Here is a 24,218-nt window from a genome sequence, read left to right as displayed (position 1 = left end):
AGAGCCGTATTTTTTTGCTTAAATTAATACTCAAGATAGGTTGAATAATAACGGTGCTTACCTAAAATTGATTGGCTACCTTTCAGTGAAAACGTATACCCACATAAAGTAAAACTGCTTCTCATCGCAATGTTTCTCACAATTACTTTTGTATCTAAAGGAGAAAACCTAGCTAAATTATCACTTTTATCTGCTTGAATTACGTCTAATGTTCTAATCATCTCTCCATTATCATAGGTAATCGCCTGGCACGTATTATCGCCTTGAGCCGTGTCTTGTTGCCATAAAAACTCATCCTGAACCGCCGCGCCTTGCCACTTTATCGTAATACCATCGAAAGCAGATACGAATAAAGAAAAGTTATCAGGTAGAGTGATTTTATGTAATAAAGCCTGCTTTGATTCTATGCTGGGAGTTTTGTCACTCTTATCTGGCGTTATACGTTGTTCATCATTTAAGAACGAAGAAATAGCTACCAATATTATTGACACCAAGACGAATAAAGTGAGTATGCTTAATATTAAGGTTTTATTTTTAATGTTGAACAGCTTTAGTCTGATCGCTTCACCGAAATCATCACTCGATTGCTTATGCGTCTCTGCAGATACCTTGGCGTTATCAACAAAATTCTGGCGAGTATCTTGATAACTATTTACTTGTGAATGGTCTACTCCATTTTGATTAAATGTAGGCTCTATTCTCTGTTTGTTTAGGAAACTTCCTTGCTTCTTTACATAGCCACTTAAATCAACACTGCCGCAGTAACCTAATATATGACTATTTTTTTGACTTTTATATGTCATTAATAATATGGAAATGATTAAAGGCAATAAAAGTAACCAATAGCTTGGCGTGTAATCACTGATAATGATAATTAACCCGGCAATTAAAAAACTCCCTGTTGGAGCGAGTAACCAAGCTATGCTGAGGTTAGCATCGTTTAAGCGGCGCTTTGTTGAAAGTGTACAAATGCTGGCAAACAAAGATAATACCAGGAAGGATAATAAGCCACTAAATGAAAAAACTGCACTAAAAATAGCAAATAATAAATAACAACTAAAATGAATAGCAATGAATCGACTACGATTATCTGAACCGGTTAAACAAAATAGTGACTTCAAAAAAAGCACATAAACTCCTAAAAATAATATTTGAACTAAAAACGTTGGCAAGAGTAACGAATTTTTTTTAAATTTTCAGCGATATTTGCATATTGTTACATTTATAATTCTGATACTCCCCCGACAAAATCATACGTAGGGTGTAAGCCATTTCGCACAATTACGTCAGTGATCATTCAATAAATTGTAAGCGTAAAAAAACTTAATTTATAACTTATTGTTAATTAGTTATAAATTTTACTAATTGTTAATGTAAGTGATTCTAACTAAATTTTTTTGGTTTACGTTTATAGCGAGAAAACTTATGGGTGTTATTATTAATTGTGTCAGGAAGACAACCGTTATGGATAACACGATAAATAAGTTAAAGGATAAACATTGTTTATTGGATATTGTGCAGGAAGTGCAAAAAGGAAGTGGTTTAAGTTAACATTTGGTTGATAAAGGATTTAGCCGTAAGGAAACTATTATTTCCAATGGAATGGAACATAAATGGAATTTACTTGAATGGATGCAATAGCTAGCGCTAAAGTTAACTTATTTTACCACGCATATAATGAATGAAAATTTATGGATGAAACTAATCGAGAAAGGAAGCAAATAGAGAGTTAACGCTCTTTTATATAGGGCTATTTAAACGGATTTAATGAGCGGTTAGTACTGGAATGGATGTCTAACTAAGGATAGTTTAAAGTTTGAGTAAAATAGGCTTTTTAAACAAAAATAATTTCCATATTATTTAAGGACGTTTAAAATTGGCAAATGGATTTGCAGCATTATATTGATAAAGAAATAAAAGCGGCTTATGAGTCGCTTTTTCTTTGCCTAAAAATAGATAATCGACATAGTGTTTTGCTTGGTCGTCATTCATAATTTTACGTTAGCAGTAACACTCATAGTTGTATTTCAATGGTGATAAAAAAAAACCTGCTAAAGCAGGTTTTTATTCATTTAAAGTCACGCAATAACTAACTATTAGAAGTTCGGTATGCATCACAAGCTTCTTCATCTTCACATTCGCCATATAAATAGAGACTATGGTTTGTTAGCGTTATTTTATGTGATTTAGCGATATCTTCTTGACGCTGCTCAATAACGTTATCTTCAAATTCAACTACTTTGCCACATTTTAAACAAACAAGATGGTCATGATGTTTTTTATGACTTAACTCGAAGACTGATTTTCCGCCTTCAAAGTGATGACGACTAACAATCCCAGCATCGTCAAACTGGTTTAGTACACGATAAACAGTCGCTAAACCAATTTCTTCATTCTGCACTAACAATATTTTGTAAACATCTTCTGCGCTAATATGCTGATTATTAGGGTTTTGTAAAATAGTGAGGATTTTGATTCGCGGCAGGGTAATCTTTAATCCGGCTCTTTTTAGCTCTTCATTTTGGTCTGCCATTAACTTTAATTCTCTAATTCGATAAGTTAAACAAAATTATAGGGGGTTCTAGTGCTTGATGGAAGACTTAGTTGAAATGATTATTAAATACATAGGTTTTGATTTATAAAATTATAGTAAACTGTAACTGCTTTACTGGTACGATGAGTTATTTGGGTGAGTTAGTCATTTAAAAATAAAGGAAATTCTAATGCTAAAAAAAGCATGGTTACTAAAGTTACTGTTAAATATTTGGCCACCATTTTTATTTACGGGTATTAAGGTCACAGAACTCTCTAGTGATTTTCGACAAGCTAAAGTTCGTTTAAAAATGCGATCATGGAATAAAAACGCCTTAGGTACACACTTTGGGGGTTCATTATTCTCGATGACTGACCCTTTTTACGTATTGATGATTTTAGCGCGCTTAGGTAATAAATATTATGTTTGGGATAAATCTGCTGATATTGACTTTATAAAACCAGGGGTAGGAGTGGTAAATGCAGAGTTTTATGTAAGTGATGATTTTATTAATGAAATTATTGAGAATACTTGTCACGGTGAAAAGTATCAACCCACGGTGGTTGTGTATGTGAAAAATAGTGATGGCGAGTTGGTTGCTCAATTGAACCGGCGTCTATATATTCGTCAAAAAAATAAATAATATTTTACCTAAATAATTTTAGGGTACAAAAAAGCCTGCGAATGCAGGCTTAATATCAGCTCTTTTGATAGCGAGAATTAGTCAGCAAGTTCTGCTAAGCACATTTCTTCATATACTTGTGTAACCCACTTATCAATTCGCTCTTCAGTTAGCTCTGGTTGACGGTCTTCGTCAATACATAAGCCAATAAAAGTGTTTTCATCCACTAAGGCTTTAGACGCTTCAAACTCATAACCTTCAGTTGACCAGTTACCTACAATAACTGCGCCTCTTGATTCGGCAATATCTTTCAAAGGTTCCATAGCATCACAGAAATATTCAGAGTAATCTTCTTGATCACCTAAACCAAAAATAGCGACTAACTTGTCGGTAAAATCAATTTCTTCAAGCTCTGGCAAAAAGTCGTCCCAATCACATTGGTTTTCACCGTAATACCAAGTTGGGATACCTAAAATGATTAAGTCAAATTCAGCGATTTCTTCTTTAGTACTTTTTGCGATGTCTTTTACATCAACAAATTTTTTGCCTAACTTCTTCTGGATAGTTTTGCTGACAGCTTCAGTATTGCCTGTATCACTACCGAAAAATAAACCTACAATTGCCATGGTATAAAACCCTTATTTACTAATATTTAATGCTTTTGCCGTCATTGAATTTTTCAATATCGACTCAATAAGTTCGCTACGACTAATGCCTTGAATTATTGCTAAGTCGTCTAACTGTTCAAACAATTCTTGATGTATCTTAAATTCAACTCGCTTCAAGCCATTGTTTTTATCGCGTTTAACTTGGTTGCGCTTATTTATTTTTACTTGGACGCTACGCGAATGAGGATTTGTTTTTGGGCGTCCAGGACGCTTTTCATCACTAAACAAATCAATAGTGGTTAAATCACTTGCTTCTTTTGCCATCGTTAACTTTTACCCAACCCCTTGGCTTTCCCAAACCAGTTGAATAATGCCTTTGGCAATAAAGCCTGCACAACCTAAAAATAAGACCAAATAAACGACCATACGGCCCATTTTGGGAACATCATTTTTTGTCATAACATCATGGACCGATAAGCCAATGAAAATAAAGATAAAAGCGAAAAATAAATTCAAACCGATGGTTTCAATAAGTTCTAAGTTTTCAGCTAACATAATTCACCCTAAAAATTTCAGGCGCACTGTAGCATAACTCTGTTCTTAAATACATAATTTTTACCATAAATGACAGTGCACATTAACATCATTTGTTGTAATGAATTCATTGTAGCAAGATGAAAGGTGACATTACATCAAATCGTTCAAAAGGCTTTCTATAGGTGTTTAAAGCTGTAAAAAGTCATTTGTAATTTTGTTAAATATCGTCGTTTTCTCGGCATGTAACCAATGCCCAGTACCTTGAATTATTTTTGCTCTACTCTTTGGAAACAAGACCTTAATAATGTCGCGGTGCTCTGCGGTAATATAATCAGAATCACCACCTTTAATAAATAGAGTTTCACCTTTAAAATGTTGCTTGCCTTTATAACCTGTCATTATTTGAGGATAGCAATGTTGAATATTATTAAGGTTACACTTAAAAGTAAATTTTCCATCTTTAACTGCCAAATTTCGTAATAAAAACTGCCGAACACCAATTTCATCAACGAAATGTGCTAATTGCTCGTCGGCATCTTTTCTACTCTTAACATGTTCAAGTGTAATACTTTGTAAACCTTCAATAATATGATTATGGTGAGGAGGGTAGGCAACAGGGGCTATATCAGCAATAATTAGTTTCTCAACTTTTTCGCTGTGTTCTAGCGCAATTTCCATAGCAATCTTACCTCCCATTGAATGTCCAAGAAAATGAGCACGTTCAATTCTAAGTGTTTTCATTAAGTCTACGGTGTCTTGAGCTAATTCTTCGTAACTCATTGAGTTTTTATGAAATGAAAGACCATGATTTCTTACATCAATACTCGTCACTCGGTAATTATCTTTGAGGCCTTTTGCTACCATATTTAGATTTTCTAAACTGCCCAGTAAGCCGTGTATCAAAATAATATCGGCGCCAGAGCCTTGTTGTTGATAATGTAAAGTTTGTGTCATGGATAGCTCATTCAATGAATATTTCTGTCTAGAGCTTTATTGTCTTAGCTTTTATAGCCCTATGCAATTATTTTTGAGGCTTTATCAAGATATTGTCGCTGGAAAGTTTTCCTTAAGCTAAGTATAATCCTGCGCGATTAATGAAATTTTAGGGTAATTAATGAAAAACATTGAAATAGATGAAGTACTTTATCAATACATAGTGTCGAATACCCAATTTATTGGCGAAAGTGCTTCGTCAATCTTACGCCGTTTACTTAGCTTAACCTTAGCTGAAGATACCGCTGGCGATATTGAAGTCATATTGTCTGAGAATAAAGAAGAAGCTGTTGAAAGCTCACCACTTCAAATTGAAGAAACTATTGAAAAAGAAGAAGTGGTTGTTATTATAGAAGAAAGTGTTGAGCCCCCTAGCATTGATAATGTGCTTAACTATATTAATAAAGAAGAATTAGCAACGCAGCGTGGTGCTGTCGGACGATTTTTACTTATTCTTGCTGCTTTATATCGCGTACACAGTGAAAAGTTTGCTGTTGTCTCTGAAATTAGAGGTCGCGACCGTTTATACTTTGCCAAAAGTAAAGAGGAACTCTCTGCAAGTGGCAGTAGTACCAAACCATTACAAATACCTGATAGCCCATTTTGGGTAATGACAAATTCAAATACTACACGTAAAAAAATGATGTTAACCAAAGCGTCGTTAACCTTAGGTTATACTGAAGAAGATGCTGAGAAAATTCGCGATCTATTATAACGTGTAAAAAATTACAGCAGATAAACATTGAAATAAAAAATAGGGAATATCATGACTATACATGCACATGCAGGAAAACCAGTTAGACCACAAGACCGTATCAATATTGGTAAACTAGTCAGTGATTATTTCTTATTAATACCCGATGTTTCTATCATTGAACAACGTGTAACGTTTGGCACATCAGGCCATCGAGGTAATGCAAGTAAGAGCAGTTTTAATGAACAACACATTGTTGCTATTTGCCAAGCGGTTGCTGAGCATCGAACTGAGCAAGGTTTGAAAGGGCCATTATTTTTAGGTAAAGATACCCATGCGCTTTCAGAACCCGCCTTTGCTAATGCGCTATCGGTGTTAATTGCTAATAATATTCCGGTAGTTGTTCAAAATGATGATGGCTTTACGCCTACACCTGTTATTTCTCGATTGATTATTGCTCATAATAAATTAGCCATAAATAAAGATAATCAAGCAGACGGTTTAATTATTACGCCTTCACACAATCCTCCAACCGACGGCGGTATTAAGTATAACCCTCCGCACGGCGGGCCTGCTGAGGGTGGCGTCACTCAAAAAATTGAACAACGTGCTAATGATTTAATGGCAGAGAACCTTGTAAATGTTAAGCAAATTAGCTACGCAAAAGCCTGCTCTTCGCCATTATTGTTAAAGCAAGATTTTATTACTTTCTATGTTAACGAACTTGAACAAGTTGTCGACATGGCAGCTATAGCAAAAGCTGGTGTTAAAATTGGTGTTGACCCATTAGGCGGTTCTGGTATTCATTACTGGCCAGTCATTGCGAAAAAATATGGCTTGAACTTGGAAATTGTCAATCCTGTTGTCGATGCTAGTTTTGCTTTTATGCCATTAGATAAAGATGGCAAGATCCGTATGGATTGTTCATCACCCTATGCAATGGCAGGGTTAATTGCTTTAAAAGATAAGTTTGATGTTGCAGTAGGTAATGATCCTGACTTTGATCGTCACGGTATTGTGACAAGAACAGGGGGGTTGATGAACCCAAATCATTACCTAGCGGTAGCTATTTATTACTTAATGACACATCGTGATTGGCCTAAAAACAGTAAAATTGGCAAAACCTTGGTATCAAGTTCTCTTATAGACCGTGTTGCACAATACATTGATCGCCCTTTGTCAGAAGTGCCAGTTGGCTTTAAATGGTTTGTTGATGGCTTGAGTGACTCATCATACGCCTTTGGCGGAGAAGAAAGCGCTGGCGCGTCTTTTCTTGCTCGCGATGGTAGCTGTTGGACAACAGATAAAGATGGTTTTATTATGGCACTACTTGCGGCTGAAATTCTTGCCGTTACCGGTAAAGACCCATTTCAATTGTACCAAGAACTGGCAGAAAAACTTGGCGAACCTTGTTATGGACGCATTGAAGCTGTTGCAAGTTTTGAGCAAAAGAAAGTGCTAACGTCATTAAGTGCCGATGACATTACTACAGAGACTCTTGCAGGAGAAAAAATTAACCAAGTACTCTCACATGCACCCGGTAATAATGCAGCTATAGGCGGGGTTAAAGTTACCACCACTAATGGCTGGTTTGCTGCCCGCCCATCAGGTACCGAAGATATCTATAAAATTTATGCAGAAAGCTTTATCGACCAAAAGCATTTGCAACTTATTATCACTGAGGCACAAGTACTGGTCAGCGCAGCGTTTACCAAAGCAGGTTTGTAGTTGATGATCTAAAAATAATGAATTCTTTCATTTAATCGTTGTCAAAAATTTAAATATAATAATAATATAAGTTTTAGTGATGCCCCATAATCAGTATCTACACAAACCAACAGTGATTAAAGATCTTTTGTTTATCACTGTTGTTAATTTATTGATGTATATAATTTTTCTAAATTATGATGTATTAGAAACTATTTACGACTTCTCTAGAAAACATGAATATTTTGAATTAGATGAAATGATACCGCTGGGGGTAACTGTCGCCTTGAGCCTGTTAGTCTTTTCTTATCGACGCATTAGTGAGCTGGGTCTCATGGCTCAAACGTTAGAGCAGCTTTCGCTTGTCGACCCGCTAACCCACCTACCTAATCGAAGAGCCGGACAAATAAAATTACTTTCGTGGTGCAAAAATAAAGACAAAGCACATAAAGCGTTCAGTGTTTTCCAAATAGATTTAGACGATTTTAAAGCGGTGAATGAGCTTTATGGAGAAACTGTTGGTGATGAAGTACTTATTTTAGCCGCGCAGATTATCGCAAGCAGTTTACCTGAACAAGCCTTTCTATATCGTTGGCTTGATGATAATTTTATTGTGATATTACCTATTTCTACTAATACATTACCTTTTGAGATCGCGAATAAAATACAGCAAAATATTCGCGGTAAAATAATGCCGTCTACATTATCGCTAACGTGTAGTATTGGTTTTTCAATGTCACAAAAAGGTCAAAATTCAGAGGATATATTACATGAAGTTGAAAACGCATTAATGCAAGCTAAGCACTCAGGGAAGAATAATATCAAAGCAGTCTAATATTACTCTTATTGTCGTTGTATAGGGGAATATTTATAGAGCTATTTAGTCAAAAAATGATGTGTTAATTACTGTGCTATTTACTTTTATTGTTATCAATCCAAGCAATAATCTCAATTTTTTTGTACAATACACAGTAATTTTTATTGGCTTAGTGAAAGTGGTTTGGATAAATTACAATTAGTATTACAAGAACAACAGCAAACGCTACAAACAACAGGTGATTTTCTCGCCTTAACTCGCGCTAATGAATGGTCGTTAGCAGGGGCTTTTTCCTTTCAAGTTCAACATCAAGCAAGTAATAGCCAAACAAAGGTCACGGTACTTGATACCGGCTTAATTACGTTTGAACCTTGTAACTTATCGCAATCAAATAAAGATATTGTGCTTTCTAGTGCCGTGCACGGTAATGAAACAGCGCCAATTGAAATTTGTGCCGAGCTTATTAAAAAGCTTATCTTAGGAGAAGTTGCTTGCATGGAGCGAGTACTCTTTATCTTTGGTAACCCTGCTTCGATTAATATTTCTGAACGTTTTATTGAAGAAAATATGAATCGTTTATTCTCTGGTGGTCACTCGGCAGATCAAGGTCATGGCGCGGGTTTAATTAATAAAGAACGCCATCGTGCTTTATTACTTGAAAATACGGTGCGAGATTTTTTTGAACAAGGTCAATCGTTAGTCAATAATACCGAGCGCGAACGTTGTCACTACGATTTACACACTGCTATTCGTGGTTCAAAAAATGATAAGTTTGCGGTTTATCCTTTTAGGCATGGTAAAGCTTGGAAAAAATCACAATTACAATTTATGCATGCCTGTGGCGTTAGCACCATTTTACTTTCGCACTCACCAACCACAACGTTTAGTTATTTTTCATCAAATGAATTTAACGCTGACGCTTTCACGGTTGAATTAGGCAAAGTGAAACCTTTTGGTGAAAATGATATGACTAAGTTTTCTCAAGTTAAGCAAACATTAACGCGTTTGGTCTCAGGTGAAGATTTATGTCTAAAAGACTATGATGAAAAAGACTTTAGTATCTATGAAATTTATCAAACAATTAATCGTTACGGTGAAGAATTTTCGTTGAATTTTTCTGATGATGTTGAAAACTTTACTGATTTCCCCGAAGGCACCGTTATTGCTTTAGATGATGGTAAAGAAATTAAAACAGAAAAAGCGGGAGAAGCTATTATTTTCCCAAATGCTAATGTCGCCATTGGCCAGCGAGCACTCTTAACCGTGATCCCTGCATTTATCGAATAATGAATGTAGCGATGTAAACTTTTATGGGCATATTTATCCTGAACACGTATGCTCAGAGTTTTAGTTCGCTTACACAACTTGTGTTTCAGTTTACGTAAAGGTAAAGTACGTTCGATTATTTTACAACAGCTCATTGCGCAAAACCCAATAAGTACATACTAAGTACACTTACATAAAGAATAATGGTTTAGCATATTCTGCAATGAACATATTCCATAAGACAAAAAGAGAAGAGAAGGCTATGAACACTGACGTATATAAAGAAAGTCCGGTGGTACATCAACCCGCTTTTATCGATGGTCATTCAGTTGAAATTCCCATCCTCAAAGTATTACAACAAGACGGCAACGTATATGACGGTGCCGAACTTCCTGAAATTGATCAGGAATTAGCGACTAAAATTTATAAAACATTAGCGTTTCACCGTGTACTCGACGAGAGAATGGTCGCATCACAACGTCAAGGTCGTTTAAGCTTTTATATGACAGCACTTGGCGAAGAAGCAGCAAGTGTTGGCGGTGCAGCAGGTTTAAAACCTCAAGACATGATCATGGCGCAATACCGAGAGCAAGGTGCATTAATGTACCGTGGCTTCTCACTTGAAAATTTCATGAATCAAATGTTCAGTAATGAAAAAGATCTAGGCAAAGGTCGTCAAATGCCTATTCATTATGGTAGTCGCGAATTAAACTACATGACTATTTCGTCGCCACTTGCTACTCAAATACCACAAGCTACCGGTTATGCATATGGCCAGAAGTTACAAGGTCTTGACGCGGTAACTATTTGTTATTTCGGTGAAGGCGCTGCATCCGAAGGTGATTTTCATGCCGGTTTAAATATGGCAGCAGTGCATCGTGCTCCTGTTATCTTTTTCTGTCGTAATAATGGTTACGCAATTTCAACTCCTGCTGATGAACAATATGCAGGTAACGGTATTGCTTCTCGTGGTGTTGGTTACGGTATTAAAACGATTCGAATTGATGGAAACGATATATTAGCGGTATTAAAAGCGACGCAAGATGCACGTACTTATGCATTAGCAGAAAACAAGCCAGTACTTATTGAAGCAATGTCTTATCGTTTGGGGGCGCATTCAACTTCAGACGATCCTTCAGGGTATCGTACCCGAGAAGAAGAAGCTAAATGGCAGGCTCATGACCCAATTCTTCGTATGAAAAATTGGATGTTAGCAAACAAATGGTGGGATGAAGAACAAGAAACCACTTTATTTGATAAATTGCGTGAAGAGATATTAGCCGCTGTTAAAGTTGCAGAAATCATTGATAAACCACCCGTTGAAGATTTGATCACTGATGTTTACGATGAACCGCCAACGTTATTAAAAGCTCAACTTGAAGAGTTAAAAGTGCATATCAAAAAGTATCCAGAAGCCTACCCATTCACCGCGGGGAGAATTAAATAATGGCACAAATGAATTTATTACATGCAATTAATAACGCACTTGAAATTGCAATGACAGAAAATGAACGCGCCGTATGTTTTGGTGAAGATGTTGGCCATTTTGGTGGCGTTTTCCGTGCAACTAGTGGCTTGCAAGAAAAGTTTGGTAAATTGCGTTGTTTTAACACACCTTTAGTTGAGCAAGGCGTTATTGGTTTTGCTAATGGTTTAGCGGCACAAGGTAGTGTGCCTATCGCTGAAATTCAATTCGCTGATTATATTTTCCCTGCGTTCGATCAAATTGTTAACGAATCAGCAAAATTTCGCTACCGTAGTGGTAATGAATTTGATGTGGGTAACTTAACAATACGCACACCATACGGTGGCGGTATTGCGGGTGGTTTGTATCATAGTCAATCACCAGAAGCTTACTTTGCTCATACACCAGGCTTAAAAGTTGTTGTACCGCGTAACCCTTACCAAGCAAAAGGTTTGTTGTTAGCGTCTATTCGCGATAAAAATCCGGTCATATTTTTCGAGCCAAAGCGTTTATATCGTGCTTCTGTTGGCGAAGTGCCCACCGAGGATTATCAACTACCTTTAGGCAAAGCTGAAGTTGTTACGCCAGGTAGTGATATCACGTTATTAGCGTGGGGTGCACAAATGGAAATAATAGAGAAGGCGGCTGAAATGGCTGCAACTGACGGTATTTCATGTGAAATCATTGATTTACGTACTATTTTGCCATGGGATATTGAAACGGTTGTTAATTCTGTTACCAAAACAGGACGCTTAGTTGTTAGCCAAGAAGCGCCATTAACGGCGGGGTTTGCTAGTGAAATTGCTGCAACGATTCAAAAAGAGTGTTTTTTACATCTTGAATCACCGATTGCACGCATCTGTGGTATGGATACTCCTTACCCATTATCACTAGAAAAAGAATATGTTGCCGACCACTTAAAAGTGTACGAAGCCATTAAACACAGCATAAATTACTAAGGTTTTTGTCATGAGTATTGATTTTATTCTACCCGATATTGGTGAAGGTATCGTTGAATGTGAGCTAGTTGAATGGCTAGTTAAAGAAGGTGACGTTATTGTTGAAGATCAGCCCATTGCTGATGTGATGACCGATAAAGCGCTGGTACAAATTCCGGCGATGCATAATGGTACAGTTACTAAGCTTTATTACGCGCAGGGCGATATTGCGAAAGTACATCAGCCACTTTTTTCAATGACAACCGATCAAGAGCAGGCATCTTCGCCTGTGCAAGCAAGCCCAGTGGTTGCTGCGCCAAGTTCGCCAGTTGCTGAGCATTCAGTTGCGGCTTCGACTCATGGTGAGCCAACACTTGAACGTGAAGACTTTATCTTACCTGATATTGGTGAAGGTATTGTTGAGTGTGAACTCGTTGAATGGTTAGTTAAAGAAGGTGATGTGATTGTTGAAGATCAACCCATTGCTGATGTAATGACAGACAAAGCGCTCGTACAAATTCCAGCGATGCATAACGGTACTGTGACTAAGCTTTATTATGCTAAAGGTGAAATTGCGAAAGTACATGCGCCTTTATTTGAAATAGAAAAATTGGCGGCTAATGGCCATCAGACTGCAGTTGTCGCTGCAAAAACTGTTGAAACACCAACGGTTTCTGCCGTTGAAAAAGTGGCTTTAACAACCACTGCAGCAGCTGTTGAGAAGAAGGTTATTAACAGTAAAGCTGTTGCTAGCCCTGCGGTACGCCGTGTAGCTCGCGAATTAAATGTTAATATTCATGAAATACCAGGCAGTGGTAAGAAAGGGCGTGTTTATAAAGAAGACGTCGTTTCTTTCACTAAAGCGCCAGTTATAAGTACTGAAAATGTAGCGCCAGTTGTTGCTGTTGCACAAAGTGGCGGTAAACGTGTTGAGCCTATTCGCGGTATTAAAGCGGCGATGGCAAAGGCTATGGTACGTTCAGTGTCAACGATCCCTCACTTTACTTATTGTGAAGAAATTGACATGACGAATCTAATGGCGTTACGCAGCGGTATGAAAGACGCTTATGCGAAACAAGATATCAAATTAACTATGATGCCGTTTTTCATGAAATCGATTTCTTTAGCACTAAAAGAATTCCCGATTGTTAATACACAAGTTAATGATGATTGTACTGAAATTACTTATTTTGACGATCATAATATTGGTATGGCAGTTGATTCTAAAGTTGGCTTACTCGTGCCTAATGTTAAGCAAGTACAGAATAAATCTATTGTTGACGTTGCTAAAGATATCATGCGTTTAACTGATTCTGCCCGTGCAGGTCGTGTTGGGGCAGAAGATTTGAAGGGTGGTACTATTACCATTTCAAACATTGGCGCTATTGGCGGCACAGTTGCGACACCAATCATCAATAAACCAGAATCTGCGATTGTAGCGTTAGGTAAATTACAAAAATTACCACGCTTTAATGATAAAGGTGAAGTAGAAGCACGTTATATTATGCAGGTAAGTTGGTCTGGAGATCATCGTGTTATTGATGGTGGTTCAATTGCTCGTTTTTGTAACTTGTGGAAATCATTTTTAGAAGAACCAAGTAATATGTTGATGCATATGTCTTAGTTTGACGCTTTTTGATATTAAAAAAACCTGCTCATGCAGGTTTTTTTGTTTATGGTGGTATCGGTTATCAAGGAGGCGTTTTATTGAGTGAAGAAAGCATAGATAGAGAGTTCATTATCTTCATTAGACTTTGTTGACGTTGAAAATGATGAGAATTTCCACCATGTTTGTACCGATAAGTCTTTGATAATATTGTCCCAAGCAGCTTGTTGGTTTTCAGTTACTAGAATTTCGCATTGAGGTTGCTTACAAGTGACTGATATTAAATCAACATTCATGCCGTTATAGTGGGTTAATACAAAGTCAGAAATATTATTTTTCATATTATAGCCCCAATCTACATCGTCTTCTTTTTGATGAAAATCATAGATGTCATTTCTTGTTTTTCCTCGAAATGAACTCAAGAAAAATTTGAAGGGCTCTGGAGCGAGTGCTTGCATTTCTTCGTCAGTTGCTTCACTACCATCAAATTCATTTAATTGATTTTTCAATAATGAAATTTTATTTTTTGATTTTTTATATTTGTCTTTTAATAATTGATGCTCAGCGATTAAATCTAGGTGCTGCTGATTTAACATTTCGTCATCTTCAACAGTTGTTAATGTCTGGTTATTGGTGACTTGTGGTTGGACTTGAGTAGCGACAACGGTTTGATCGAGTACATCCGGAGCGACTTTTAATTTTGATATCTTTGCGGTTGGTGATGTCTTAACTGCCATTACCGTAGGATGAGTCAAATTATCTTGATAACTTTCTGTGCTCAACGATGAAAAACCATAGCCGAGTATTGCGCCAACAGCCAAAAGTACCAGCGCTTTTAGTGAATTCATATAAATCCTTTTATCGTGCTTTATTATTGTTTTTAAAGATATTACCTCAATAAAATTATCTTTCAAGCGGTTAAATTTTAAAAGTGCTTTAAGTTAACATCAAGTGACTTTAACGATATACTTTTTAGTAGAGTGGGCTGGCTAGGAAATTACGTGCACGAAAATAAACTTCAACATTTTTATATTGCCGAAGAGCAATCTGTTTACTTATTGAACACCAAAGACTCTACTAAATTAAAAGTCTGGGTCGAGTTATGTCAGCAACAATTAGGTTTACTTGGCTATCAAAATATCGCTTTATTAGGAAAGGGGGCCTATGGTTTTGTTTTTAATGGCGACGATGATTTGGGTAATGCGTTTGTTTTCAAATTTTCACGAATGAACTTACCCCAGCATGTCCAAGACCGCTTAGCAGAAGAAGCTGAAATTCAAGGGGAGTTATCGCATAGACGAATTCCAAAGGTTGTTAAGTATTACAAAATAAAGCGCCAATCTATTGTTCATATGCAACGTGCCCCTGGTGTTGACTTAGAGAAGTATTCTCATCAGCATGGCCCGTTAGCACCTGAGCTTGTTGTCAGTATTGCCATTCAGTTGGCCGAAATCCTTTTATATTTACGTGATCCAAGTAAACATGAAAAAGGTAAGCCCTATGTGCACGGTGACATAAAACCTTCAAATGTTGTGTATAACGAAAAAACAGGCAAAGTGTACTTAGTGGATTGGGGCTCGGCTGTTATTGCTCAGTTAGATGCTTCAGGACAAAATACTGCCAATAGCATTATGGATTTAATGAGCAGTGATTTACAAAACACCAATGCGCGCTTGGGCGATGTTTACTTTATTGGTCAAGACCAAATAAGTGGCGCTATGTCGTCACCACGTTTTGATGAGCAGGGATTAGCCGCAACACTCTATGCAATAGCATCAGGTCAATCATGCCGGTACGGTCATCAGGTTATTTCACCGCTTTCACTAGGCTTACCAAAGCTGTTGGCAAAAATCATTGAAGGGATGCTCAGTGAAAATCAACAAACACGTAATAGTGCCGGCGATTACTTTTTCAAGCAGTTACCTTACTTAAAACGTATGGTTATGGCTAAACAGCATAGCTCTTTAGATACGGAACTACTGATCCCTGTTTGGCTAAAGTCAAAGACAGACAAAATTATTGATACCGTTGTTTATGGTTCAAGAAAATCATTTTTAAGAGAATCAACAGAAAGTGATGAATTAAATGAGATTGATGATGCGCAACTTGAAAAATATTATAAAAATTTTCTTATGGGCATGGGCGATACCGAAAAAGGATTTATTGCAGCAGTAGGCCGTTTGGGCAGCTTTCCTGTGGTGGGAGGTTTAGCGATACGTTGGCAAGCTGATGGTGTGTATATCGATTCTAATTTAACTTTATTTGATCCAAGCTTGAACGCTTCTTTTCAAAGTGCAGTGAATAATATGGTGCACCTCGCACAAGGTATTCATCGTGTCGGTATGTTTAAGAGTTGTTTATTTAACGCCAGAAATACGCTTCATGTGGAAAGGCAGAGCAGTGAACATGATTTTATTGCCCAATTGGGACAAACGTTTGCTTTCGAGGTGAGTGATATTGCAGAAGTTGACGATATTACTCGTCTACATTCATATTTCGAAGACGGCAAAGATCCCGATGAATACTTATATTTACCTGATGAGATAATGGCTGTATTAGGGCGTTTGAATTTAATTCATCATACCGGTTGTATTATTTTTGAAGTTTTACCAACGCACTTAAAAATTCATAGTTATTTAATGTTGCTTAATCATCAAAAAAAGGAAGAATTTACCGAGTGTTTAGCCGAAATTATTAACCTATTACCGACAATTAAAGGGCAAGGAATTTCAGGGTTTATGAAACTACCCTACAAAGACACACGATATTTCGAACATATTAGCGCTTTACCTGAAAAGTACTATCCTAGAAATCCTAAAACGATTGAATCAGCGGAGAAATAAGATGAATAACAAAATTGGTGAAATGGCGTGGCTAGATTTAACGGTAGATAATGCCACTGAAGTGAAAGACTTTTATCAGAAAGTTGTCGGTTGGCAAGCCGAAGACGTTGCAATGGGGGATCATAATGATTATGTCATGAAAAGCCCAGAAACTCGTGAAGCTGTTAGTGGTATTTGTCATGCTAAAGGGGAAAATGCTGATATGCCTGCTGCGTGGTTACCTTATTTTTTAGTTAAAGACCTGCATGAATCTATTGCCCATGTTACTAAGCTTGGAGGTGAGCTGGTGACTGAAATAAAACAAGCGGGTAACGACAAGTATGTGGTTGTTAAAGATCCCGCTGGCGCTGTTTGTTCACTTTATCAAAAAGGTTGATATCTGCCGCTACAGATTGTTAATTTTTTTGGTTATTTGATACGTTTAATATAACAACGTTAAGTGGTCGCTTCGCTTCATTAAATTTTTAGTGTTAGCGCTCACTTAGTGGAAATGCACCGCTGGGTAAGAATAAACGTTGGTAAAGGTGAGTTGCATAGTCATCAGTCATCCCTGAAACATAATCAGCGATAACCCGATATTCGTTTAAGTTATGCTCCTTTGCATAAAGCCAACGCTGTGTTGCATGTTTAGGTAATAAACGTGTCGGATCGCTCGCCAGCGCTTCAAATAATTCCATCACTATTTGTTGCCCCCGATATTCGAGTTGCTGAATACTCGTTTGTTTAATAACAAATGCAAAGACAAAATCTTTGAATATTTGCAGGGCTTTTGCGGCATTTTCTGGTAGCTTTGCATTGTATCGTAGCAGTGGTTCAGCAAAGTTTAGGTCGCAGCTTTCATTTAAATCACTTAAATAAATTTCAGTTATTAAATAATTAACTAAGCCGCCAATCGCTTCTTTTTGAATATAATGTTGTTCATTAAAAAGCATAACGGTTAAGTTTTTACAATAATCTTGTATCCAAGGTTCATCAATTTTTTCGAGTTTAGCGATGACTTCTCGCTCAAAATCTTGTTGGCCCACAACACCTGTTACAATCGCGTCTTCTAAATCATGAATGCCATAAGCTATATCGTCAGCGAGCTCCATAATAGAGCAATCGAGTGATTTAAATATTGTTTTATCATGGCTACTATCGATGCTTTTGATTGATTGAAAAAGCGCACGGTCATTAGCAGATAAAGGTGATAGAACCCACGCAAACATTTCAGCATCATCGCTATATAATCCCTTCGCTGGATGCCAGTCAGAAGCTTTTAATTGTCTAAACGTTTGAGGCGCAAGTGGTAAAGGTAATGTTGTTAAGTTTGTTAATGTTTGTGGATATTTTATTAACCCTAATAGTGTGCGACGAGACAAATTCATTCCATAAAATTCACTAAAGGGCTCTAAGTGTGAAACGATACGAAATGTTTGCCCGTTGCCTTCAAAACCACCATGATCTCGCATCATATAATTAAGAGCAATCTCTCCACCATGACCGAAAGGTGGATGGCCAATATCGTGAGCCAAGCATATAGATTCAATTAATGTTTCGTCAGCAGGGAAAAGTTCAGCAGATAATTTTGTATGCTTATTCCTTAATTGAGCACTAATTCCAGAGCCAATTTGTGCCGCTTCTAAAGAATGTGTCAATCGAGTACGGTAGAAGTCACTTTGTCCACTGCCCATCACTTGGGTTTTTGACTGTAAACGCCTAAAAGCCGCTGAATGAAGTATTCGTGCACGATCTCGTTGATAAGAACTGCGGTGATCATGTTGACGTTTTGCAACACTGGCTTGTTTTCGCTCTGCCCAAATCTCGTTCATAAACACCCTTTTTCAATTTAACCTTTAGATTAACTATACATACCAAGTTATTATGCTAATAATTAATATATAGGATCAGGTAATACAGTTTATCAATTATGATTATACACTGTACACATTTCCTATTTGCGAATGCAAGCGTTTATCTTTAAAGGATTTATTTGTTTTGATGGTTTGTTTTTTTAAAGTTATTTTGATGATGTCAATAGTCTTGTTTAGTCACCCTATTTTTGCTGAAGTTGATAATAGAGCTATTGATAAATACACATTAGAAATCATGGCTGGTTTACCTAAGCCGCCTTTTATCATTGAAGAGAATGGTGAAGGTATTGAATTAGATATTTTTCGTGATACTTTCGCTACAGTGAATAAAAACGTTCATTTTATTCATGTGCCTTTTGGGCGAACAACAATGAGTTTTCATCGACTGAATTCGGATGGTATTGTAACAGTGCTACCTAGTTATAAACATCCTAGTTTATTTGTTTCTAAGCCTTATATTACTTATCAAAATGTTGCGGTTAGTTTACTTGATAATAATTTTGAAATTGATAATGTAAAATCATTAGCGGGTAAAAGTATTATTGCTTTTCAAAATGCAAAAAAATACCTAGGTGACGATTTTAATAAAGTGATCAGCTACTCGATAAATTACAGGGAAATTGCTGAACAATTGAAACAAATAGATATGCTATTTTTACGGCGTACAGAAGTTATTATTCTTGATATTAATATTTTTAAATATTTTATGAAAACGCATCGTTCAGGACGTTATTCTCAACCTTATAACGTTCATTATATTTTTAATGAACGTCAGTATTCCGCTGCTTTTAAGTTAGAGCAAAATAGAGATTTGTTCGATAAAGGTATTAAAACAATTAAAGAACAGGGTACTTACCAATTTATTCTTGACAAATACCTTACTCAGCAATGATCTTTAGGGTAATAATTATTACTATAGTAAATTAACTATTGGCAATAAAAATAGCCCGTTTGGGTGCTGGGTAACCTTCTATTGTTTTACTGCTATCGTTTGGGTCAAGAAAATCGGCCAGTGATTCAGTGTCTATCCAGTCAGTTTTTCGCTGTTCATCAAGAGCGGTAATATCCGTATTAACGACACGTATATTTTTAAATCCGCAACGTGAAAGCCACGCGCACATTGCATCACAACTGGGTAAAAACCAGACATTACGCATTTTAGCGTATCGCTCACCAGGCACTAAAACGGTATTCTCGTCGCCATCAACCACTAACGTTTCTAATACTAATTCTCCGCCTTTTACTAGCTGTGCTTTTAATTGATAGATAAAGTCGATAGGAGAGCGGCGATGATATAAAACACCCATTGCAAACACTGTGTCAAAAGCGTGAAGTTCAGGCAGCTGCTCTACACCTAATGGCAGTAAATTTACTTTAGAGTCATTAACAAAGTGCTGAATCGCATTGAACTGAGTGAAAAATAACTGTGTGGGATCGATGCCCACCACAAATTTAGCGCCTTCGCCGCGCATACGCCACAAGTGATAGCCACTACCGCAGCCAATATCTAACACGTATTTATTTTTTAACGGACTAATATGCTCTTTTAGACGATCCCATTTGAAGTCTGAGCGCCATTCGGTGTCTATGTGCAAACCATGAATATGATAAGGGCCTTTTCGCCAAGGTTTGAATTTTTTCAATAAGTTTTCTAAACGTTTATATTCTCCCTCACTAATATCCTCTTTTTTACCCACACTAACCCCATCACTGATATTAATAACTGACGGTGTTGTTTTCGGTAACGCTGCTAATGTTTTTTGCCATTGGGCAAATTCGCCGTGTAAATGTTCTTTTTTCCATTGAGTTAGTTGCGCGGGTAGCGTATTTAACCAATGGTTTAGGCGGTTTTGGGCGATTTCTTGATAGAATTTATTGAATGACATGAATAAAGTTACTTAATAGCGATGAGTGAAAAGAAGTTAAAACATTGAAACCAAGGCGTTTGATGGCTCAAACCTGCATTTTTCAAGCGTTCAATGTGTTCAGGCAAGCTATCAATAAGCATAACTTTCTCAATGGCAGTACGCTTTTGGGCTATTTCTAACTCACTGTAGCCGTTGGCGCGTTTAAAATCGAGGTGCAAATCGACAAGCAGTTCATTACATATCTCATCATCTGCTGAGATTTTTTCTGATAATAGTAATAAACCACCCGGTTTTAAGCCAAGGGCTATTTTATTTATTAATGAAGCGCGTATTTCAGGTTCAATAAACTGTAAGGTGAAATTAAGCACCACCATAGAAGCGTTTTCAATCACAACATCTAAAATGTTACTTTCAATTATTTCTACGGGGGTATCACCTTTGAATGCATTAACGTGCATTTTACAGCGCTCCACCATCGCCGAAGAATTATCAACACCTATAATTTTACAGTTTTTTGCGGTGATAGCTTTTCGCATGGCTATGGTTGCAGCGCCGAGCGAGCAACCCAAATCATAAATATTACTATCGTCTGTAACAAAACGCTGACTCAAACGACCAATGGTATCAATAATGGTATTGTAACCCGGCACAGAGCGGGAAATCATATCAGGAAAAACTTCAACAACATGTGCGTCAAAAGTAAAGTCTTTAATCTGGCTTTGTTTTTTTGAAAAAATTAAATCGGGCTCTGATGGTTTCATTACGTTGAACTTGTATTGGTGTTAAATATCAATTTTGCGTTATTTTAACTTAAATTTATTGTCATGGGGTAGTATTGCATACGTTTAGTCGTTAAAGCTAAAAGTTACGCTGCAATTTTAGGTGAATAAGGTCTATAATTGTTGTTATTTTTCGTTAATTTATTCTTTAAGGAATTGCTGTTGCAGCTCGATTACTTCTTCCGTTGTTTAATTTTATTAGTTATTTTTTTTACGTTAAAAGTAGAAGCAGAGAATGAACCTATTGAAACGTCTAAGAAATCACTAACAATAGCGATAAATAAAACAACATATCCTTATATGTTTCTTAATGAACAAGGGGTAGCCGATGGCATAATGCCTGATCTTTGGAGACTATGGGCCGAGCGTCAAGGCAGAGAAATTGAATTTGTTGCTACCGATTGGCTATCGACTCTATCACGCGTTAAATCAGGTGAAATTGATATACACGGTGGTATGACTAAGACTGCAGCCCGCAGTAAAGTATTTTCGCTCACACCCTCCTTTTTCTCTCAGGATTTTTATTTTTATACCCACAGAGACTTTACAAACTTAACTAAAATTAGCCAACTATCGCCGTATATCATCGGGTCTGTTCGGGGATCAAGTCATGCGTCATTTATTTTAGAAAACTACCCAAACCTTAAGTTGCGTTTATATGCTAATCGACATGCCTTATATAAAGCTGCATTAGATAACGAAATAATGGTTTATACGGGGCTCGAGAAACCCTCTAAATTTTTTACCAGATATTTTGAATTAAATAAACAATACCCACCTTACAAAAGAATTCGTTTTTATCAAGGTGAGTATGTAGCCGCCACATCATTAAAAAACAAGTTGCTGAAAGACTTTATTGTGCAAGGATTTGACAAAATTACCGCAGCAGAAAAGTCGACGATAGAAAAAAAATGGTTAGGACGAGATAAGAAAAATAACACCCTATTATTAAGCTTTTTAACACAAGCGCCACCTTATATGGCCGTTTCTCCCACAGGTCAACCTCAGGGGTTATTTATTGATTTATGGCGTTTATGGGCAAAAGAAAGTGGTATTGAAATTGAGTTTATTGCTCAATCACCTTCTCAAGAATTAGCGATGTTAAAAGACGGCGATGTCGACATTCATATTGGTTATTCTGCTGATAATTTTGATAATAAATTACAAGTTGCCTCACAAATATACGGTGTTGATGCAGGTGTTTTCGTTTCTACCCGAATTGATAACGTTTATTCAATGAAAGACTTAGAGGGAAAAAAAGTAGGTGTGCTAGCGGGTACTACCTATAAAAGCACGCTCGTTAATCTGTTTCCTAACATAAATGTACAAGTTTATCAGACGGCTAACGAATTACTTAATGAGGCTGAGTTAGGGAATATTGATGTGATGGTTAGCGCACAGGAGTACCTGAATGCACGTTTAATACAAAGTAATTTACAGTCATCATTCTATCAATTAAAAAATGTTAACTTTCCAACCCCCGTTTTTTCTTTAGTAAAAAAAGGTAACGATAAACTTGTTGAGCTTATTAAAGAAGGTTTTGACAATATCCCCATCGAACAACTTATTTCACTAGAACGGAATTGGCTCATTCATAAGAACAATGGCTATTTTGTTCGTTCTGCGGAAAAAGTGAGTTTGTCGACCTCTGAAAAATTATGGCTCGATAACCATAAAAAAATAAATGTTGGTTTAGTTAAAAGCTGGATGCCAATGGAATTTATTAATGCAAATGGTGAAGTCAGTGGTATAAACCCTGATGTAATGAAGCTGATATCTGATCGTTCTGGGTTATCGTTCGAATTCACCTTTTTTAATAGCTGGAATGAGTTATACCAAGGGCTCATTGACCAACAAATTGATATGCTGGCGAGCGTTTCTGTTACACAAGAACGTAAGAAGCAGGTTATATTTACGCAACCGTACTGGAGTATGCCGTGGGTTATTCTTCATCAACGTCAACTAGGCTCTAATTTAGATCTCAAAAGCTTTTATGGAAAACGATTAGCGGTAATTAAAGGCTATTATCTCTCGTCTAGCATTCTAAAATATCATCCTCAAATATCGCTAAAACTCGTTGATACCCACAAGGAAGGGTTATTTGCGGTACAACAAGGTAAAGTTGATGGCTTTATTTCGAATATAGCTTCTGCGTCAGAGTTAATGAAACGAGAAAGCTTAAGTGTTTTAGATATATCAGTATTAGAAGAACTCGAAAGAGACAGCAGTCACTTTGCAATCAGGCCTGATTGGGAAGAATTACAACAGATCATCAATAAAACATTACTGACTATTTCTGAAAATGAAAAACAAAAAATTTATGACCGTTGGTTTGGTGTCAATATTGAAACGGGGTTTGATAAAGATATTGTTATGCGAGTATCCGCTCAAATAGGCGTACTGATCCTCATCATCATTGTGGCTATTATTATTTGGAATAGACGCTTATACCGCGAAATAAATACGCGTAAGCAGCTTGAAGAAAAAATGAAGCATATGGCAACTCATGACGAATTAACCGGCTTAGCTAACCGAGTACTGTTAAAAGATAGAATTAATACCGCGATTAGCTTTCATCAACGTCAGCAATTACAAATAGCCGTTTTGTTTATCGATCTTGACGGTTTTAAAACGATCAATGATACCCATGGTCATGATGTTGGCGACGAATTGTTAGTGCAAGTGGCAGATAAATTTAAAAGCTGTGTTAGACAATCTGATACGGTTGTTCGCTTTGGCGGGGATGAATTCGTTTTATTACTTACCGGCTTGCATAATAAAAATGAAGCCGCTTATGTTGGAGATAAAGTATTAAAACTTATGCAACAACCTTTTCAATTGTCAGCTGAGCGGGTAAATATCGGCTGTAGTATTGGTATTGCCATGTATCCAGATGACGGTGTTACCGATAATGACCTCCTTAAAATTGCCGATACATTAATGTATCGAGTGAAAGCAAATGGTAAAAATCATTATGTTTTTAACACAGAGGCCAAGGACATTAAATAAATTGACACACCCGTGAATTAAGCTGTTCTTGGCAAGTAATGTTATTTTTAGCATATTTTACCCACACTATTTCTCTAAAA

General features: G+C 36.8%; 23 protein-coding genes. 12 read left to right on the top strand and 11 right to left on the bottom strand.

What is annotated here, in order from left to right; translation table 11 throughout:
• Positions 1-23: 23 nt before the first annotated feature.
• From H4J39_RS17660 to fur, 3 genes are all read right to left on the bottom strand, one after another.
• Positions 24-1,130 (bottom strand): hypothetical protein, encoded by a 1,107-nt coding sequence (locus H4J39_RS17660; protein WP_182229650.1) that lies wholly within the window; start codon positions 1,128-1,130, stop codon positions 24-26.
• 730 nt (positions 1,131-1,860) lie between these two features.
• Positions 1,861-1,992 (bottom strand): hypothetical protein, encoded by a 132-nt coding sequence (locus H4J39_RS19235; RefSeq protein ID WP_259368879.1) that lies wholly within the window; start codon positions 1,990-1,992, stop codon positions 1,861-1,863.
• Positions 1,993-2,089: 97 nt separating this feature from the next.
• Positions 2,090-2,533 carry a ferric iron uptake transcriptional regulator gene (gene fur / locus H4J39_RS17655; RefSeq protein ID WP_182229649.1) on the bottom strand — a complete coding sequence of 148 codons (444 nt, stop codon included), beginning with the start codon at positions 2,531-2,533 and terminating at the stop codon, positions 2,090-2,092.
• Positions 2,534-2,723: 190 nt separating this feature from the next.
• Here fur and H4J39_RS17650 point away from each other — a divergent pair, with 190 nt between their 5' ends.
• A complete protein-coding gene (locus tag H4J39_RS17650) occupies positions 2,724-3,176 on the top strand; it encodes a DUF4442 domain-containing protein (protein ID WP_182229648.1) in 453 nt (150 codons plus the stop codon).
• Between the two features lie 77 nt (positions 3,177-3,253).
• Here H4J39_RS17650 and fldA read toward each other — a convergent pair whose 3' ends face one another.
• The 4 genes from fldA to H4J39_RS17630 form a co-directional block, all read right to left on the bottom strand.
• A complete protein-coding gene (gene fldA, locus H4J39_RS17645) occupies positions 3,254-3,781 on the bottom strand; it encodes a flavodoxin FldA (RefSeq protein WP_182229647.1) in 528 nt (175 codons plus the stop codon).
• 12 nt (positions 3,782-3,793) lie between these two features.
• Positions 3,794-4,087 (bottom strand): LexA regulated protein, encoded by a 294-nt coding sequence (gene ybfE, locus H4J39_RS17640; RefSeq protein ID WP_182178539.1) that lies wholly within the window; start codon positions 4,085-4,087, stop codon positions 3,794-3,796.
• Between the two features lie 9 nt (positions 4,088-4,096).
• Positions 4,097-4,318: a DUF2788 domain-containing protein gene (locus H4J39_RS17635; RefSeq protein WP_070376277.1), complete on the bottom strand. Its 222-nt coding sequence runs from the start codon at positions 4,316-4,318 to the stop codon at positions 4,097-4,099.
• Positions 4,319-4,486: 168 nt separating this feature from the next.
• A complete protein-coding gene (locus H4J39_RS17630) occupies positions 4,487-5,254 on the bottom strand; it encodes an alpha/beta fold hydrolase (protein ID WP_182229646.1) in 768 nt (255 codons plus the stop codon).
• 160 nt (positions 5,255-5,414) lie between these two features.
• Between H4J39_RS17630 and seqA the strand changes: the two genes are divergently transcribed.
• The 7 genes from seqA to H4J39_RS17595 all read left to right on the top strand — a co-directional run bounded on the left by seqA (position 5,415) and on the right by H4J39_RS17595 (position 13,804).
• Positions 5,415-6,008 (top strand): replication initiation negative regulator SeqA, encoded by a 594-nt coding sequence (seqA, locus tag H4J39_RS17625; protein WP_182229645.1) that lies wholly within the window; start codon positions 5,415-5,417, stop codon positions 6,006-6,008.
• A 51-nt stretch (positions 6,009-6,059) separates the two neighbouring features.
• Positions 6,060-7,715, top strand: a complete 1,656-nt coding sequence (gene pgm, locus H4J39_RS17620) for a phosphoglucomutase (alpha-D-glucose-1,6-bisphosphate-dependent) (protein WP_182188804.1) — start codon at positions 6,060-6,062, stop codon at positions 7,713-7,715.
• 79 nt (positions 7,716-7,794) lie between these two features.
• Entirely contained in the window at positions 7,795-8,529 is a 735-nt protein-coding gene (locus H4J39_RS17615) for a GGDEF domain-containing protein (RefSeq protein WP_182229644.1), read from the top strand.
• Positions 8,530-8,694: 165 nt separating this feature from the next.
• A complete protein-coding gene (gene astE, locus H4J39_RS17610) occupies positions 8,695-9,798 on the top strand; it encodes a succinylglutamate desuccinylase (protein WP_182229643.1) in 1,104 nt (367 codons plus the stop codon).
• A 241-nt stretch (positions 9,799-10,039) separates the two neighbouring features.
• On the top strand, positions 10,040-11,224 hold the full coding sequence (locus H4J39_RS17605; RefSeq protein ID WP_182229642.1) for a thiamine pyrophosphate-dependent dehydrogenase E1 component subunit alpha: 1,185 nt from the start codon (positions 10,040-10,042) through the stop codon (positions 11,222-11,224).
• Positions 11,224-12,201 carry an alpha-ketoacid dehydrogenase subunit beta gene (locus H4J39_RS17600; RefSeq protein ID WP_182225031.1) on the top strand — a complete coding sequence of 326 codons (978 nt, stop codon included), beginning with the start codon at positions 11,224-11,226 and terminating at the stop codon, positions 12,199-12,201. The genes H4J39_RS17605 and H4J39_RS17600 overlap by 1 nt, the downstream gene beginning before the upstream one ends.
• Before the next feature lie 10 nt (positions 12,202-12,211).
• Positions 12,212-13,804 carry a dihydrolipoyllysine-residue acetyltransferase gene (locus H4J39_RS17595; RefSeq protein WP_182229641.1) on the top strand — a complete coding sequence of 531 codons (1,593 nt, stop codon included), beginning with the start codon at positions 12,212-12,214 and terminating at the stop codon, positions 13,802-13,804.
• Positions 13,805-13,884: 80 nt separating this feature from the next.
• Here the strand turns inward: H4J39_RS17595 and H4J39_RS17590 are convergent, their stop codons facing one another.
• Positions 13,885-14,634, bottom strand: a complete 750-nt coding sequence (locus H4J39_RS17590; RefSeq protein ID WP_182229640.1) for a hypothetical protein — start codon at positions 14,632-14,634, stop codon at positions 13,885-13,887.
• Between the two features lie 153 nt (positions 14,635-14,787).
• Between H4J39_RS17590 and H4J39_RS17585 the strand changes: the two genes are divergently transcribed.
• The gene (locus tag H4J39_RS17585; RefSeq protein ID WP_182229639.1) at positions 14,788-16,629 is read left to right on the top strand and encodes a protein kinase domain-containing protein; all 1,842 of its coding nucleotides are present in this window, start codon (positions 14,788-14,790) and stop codon (positions 16,627-16,629) included.
• A 1-nt stretch (position 16,630) separates the two neighbouring features.
• Entirely contained in the window at positions 16,631-17,005 is a 375-nt protein-coding gene (locus H4J39_RS17580) for a VOC family protein (protein ID WP_182229638.1), read from the top strand.
• A gap of 94 nt (positions 17,006-17,099) precedes the next feature.
• Here H4J39_RS17580 and H4J39_RS17575 read toward each other — a convergent pair whose 3' ends face one another.
• Positions 17,100-18,440, bottom strand: a complete 1,341-nt coding sequence (locus tag H4J39_RS17575) for an anti-phage deoxyguanosine triphosphatase (protein WP_182229637.1) — start codon at positions 18,438-18,440, stop codon at positions 17,100-17,102.
• Between the two features lie 196 nt (positions 18,441-18,636).
• Between H4J39_RS17575 and H4J39_RS17570 the strand changes: the two genes are divergently transcribed.
• Positions 18,637-19,374, top strand: a complete 738-nt coding sequence (locus tag H4J39_RS17570; RefSeq protein WP_182229636.1) for an ABC transporter substrate-binding protein — start codon at positions 18,637-18,639, stop codon at positions 19,372-19,374.
• 31 nt (positions 19,375-19,405) lie between these two features.
• Here the strand turns inward: H4J39_RS17570 and cmoB are convergent, their stop codons facing one another.
• Together cmoB and cmoA are read right to left on the bottom strand one after the other, a co-directional pair.
• A complete protein-coding gene (cmoB, locus tag H4J39_RS17565) occupies positions 19,406-20,368 on the bottom strand; it encodes a tRNA 5-methoxyuridine(34)/uridine 5-oxyacetic acid(34) synthase CmoB (protein ID WP_182229635.1) in 963 nt (320 codons plus the stop codon).
• 8 nt (positions 20,369-20,376) lie between these two features.
• Positions 20,377-21,111 carry a carboxy-S-adenosyl-L-methionine synthase CmoA gene (cmoA, locus tag H4J39_RS17560; protein WP_182229634.1) on the bottom strand — a complete coding sequence of 245 codons (735 nt, stop codon included), beginning with the start codon at positions 21,109-21,111 and terminating at the stop codon, positions 20,377-20,379.
• A 180-nt stretch (positions 21,112-21,291) separates the two neighbouring features.
• Here cmoA and H4J39_RS17555 point away from each other — a divergent pair, with 180 nt between their 5' ends.
• Positions 21,292-24,138: a transporter substrate-binding domain-containing protein gene (locus H4J39_RS17555; protein WP_182229633.1), complete on the top strand. Its 2,847-nt coding sequence runs from the start codon at positions 21,292-21,294 to the stop codon at positions 24,136-24,138.
• Positions 24,139-24,218 lie beyond the last annotated feature (80 nt).

The sequence above is a fragment of the Colwellia sp. Bg11-12 genome (assembly GCF_014076955.1).
Lineage (GTDB): Bacteria > Pseudomonadota > Gammaproteobacteria > Enterobacterales > Alteromonadaceae > Colwellia_A.
The sequence above is the reverse complement of the archived record's forward strand: the minus strand, read 5'-3'. Positions and strand labels throughout refer to the sequence as shown.

Bases quoted from the DNA above. Each gene is read 5' to 3' on its own strand.
- pgm (WP_182188804.1), top strand. From the start codon at position 6,060: ATGACTATACATGCACATGCAGGAAAACCAGTTAGACCACAAGACCGT.
- H4J39_RS17570 (WP_182229636.1), top strand. From the start codon at position 18,637: ATGATGTCAATAGTCTTGTTTAGTCACCCTATTTTTGCTGAAGTTGAT.
- cmoA (WP_182229634.1), bottom strand. From the start codon at position 21,111: ATGAAACCATCAGAGCCCGATTTAATTTTTTCAAAAAAACAAAGCCAG.
- H4J39_RS19235 (WP_259368879.1), bottom strand. From the start codon at position 1,992: ATGAATGACGACCAAGCAAAACACTATGTCGATTATCTATTTTTAGGC.
- H4J39_RS17580 (WP_182229638.1), top strand. From the start codon at position 16,631: ATGAATAACAAAATTGGTGAAATGGCGTGGCTAGATTTAACGGTAGAT.
- H4J39_RS17605 (WP_182229642.1), top strand. From the start codon at position 10,040: ATGAACACTGACGTATATAAAGAAAGTCCGGTGGTACATCAACCCGCT.
- H4J39_RS17630 (WP_182229646.1), bottom strand. From the start codon at position 5,254: ATGACACAAACTTTACATTATCAACAACAAGGCTCTGGCGCCGATATT.
- H4J39_RS17595 (WP_182229641.1), top strand. From the start codon at position 12,212: ATGAGTATTGATTTTATTCTACCCGATATTGGTGAAGGTATCGTTGAA.
- seqA (WP_182229645.1), top strand. From the start codon at position 5,415: ATGAAAAACATTGAAATAGATGAAGTACTTTATCAATACATAGTGTCG.
- ybfE (WP_182178539.1), bottom strand. From the start codon at position 4,087: ATGGCAAAAGAAGCAAGTGATTTAACCACTATTGATTTGTTTAGTGAT.
- fur (WP_182229649.1), bottom strand. From the start codon at position 2,533: ATGGCAGACCAAAATGAAGAGCTAAAAAGAGCCGGATTAAAGATTACC.
- H4J39_RS17635 (WP_070376277.1), bottom strand. From the start codon at position 4,318: ATGTTAGCTGAAAACTTAGAACTTATTGAAACCATCGGTTTGAATTTA.
- cmoB (WP_182229635.1), bottom strand. From the start codon at position 20,368: ATGTCATTCAATAAATTCTATCAAGAAATCGCCCAAAACCGCCTAAAC.
- fldA (WP_182229647.1), bottom strand. From the start codon at position 3,781: ATGGCAATTGTAGGTTTATTTTTCGGTAGTGATACAGGCAATACTGAA.
- H4J39_RS17600 (WP_182225031.1), top strand. From the start codon at position 11,224: ATGGCACAAATGAATTTATTACATGCAATTAATAACGCACTTGAAATT.
- H4J39_RS17575 (WP_182229637.1), bottom strand. From the start codon at position 18,440: ATGAACGAGATTTGGGCAGAGCGAAAACAAGCCAGTGTTGCAAAACGT.
- H4J39_RS17650 (WP_182229648.1), top strand. From the start codon at position 2,724: ATGCTAAAAAAAGCATGGTTACTAAAGTTACTGTTAAATATTTGGCCA.
- H4J39_RS17590 (WP_182229640.1), bottom strand. From the start codon at position 14,634: ATGAATTCACTAAAAGCGCTGGTACTTTTGGCTGTTGGCGCAATACTC.
- H4J39_RS17615 (WP_182229644.1), top strand. From the start codon at position 7,795: ATGCCCCATAATCAGTATCTACACAAACCAACAGTGATTAAAGATCTT.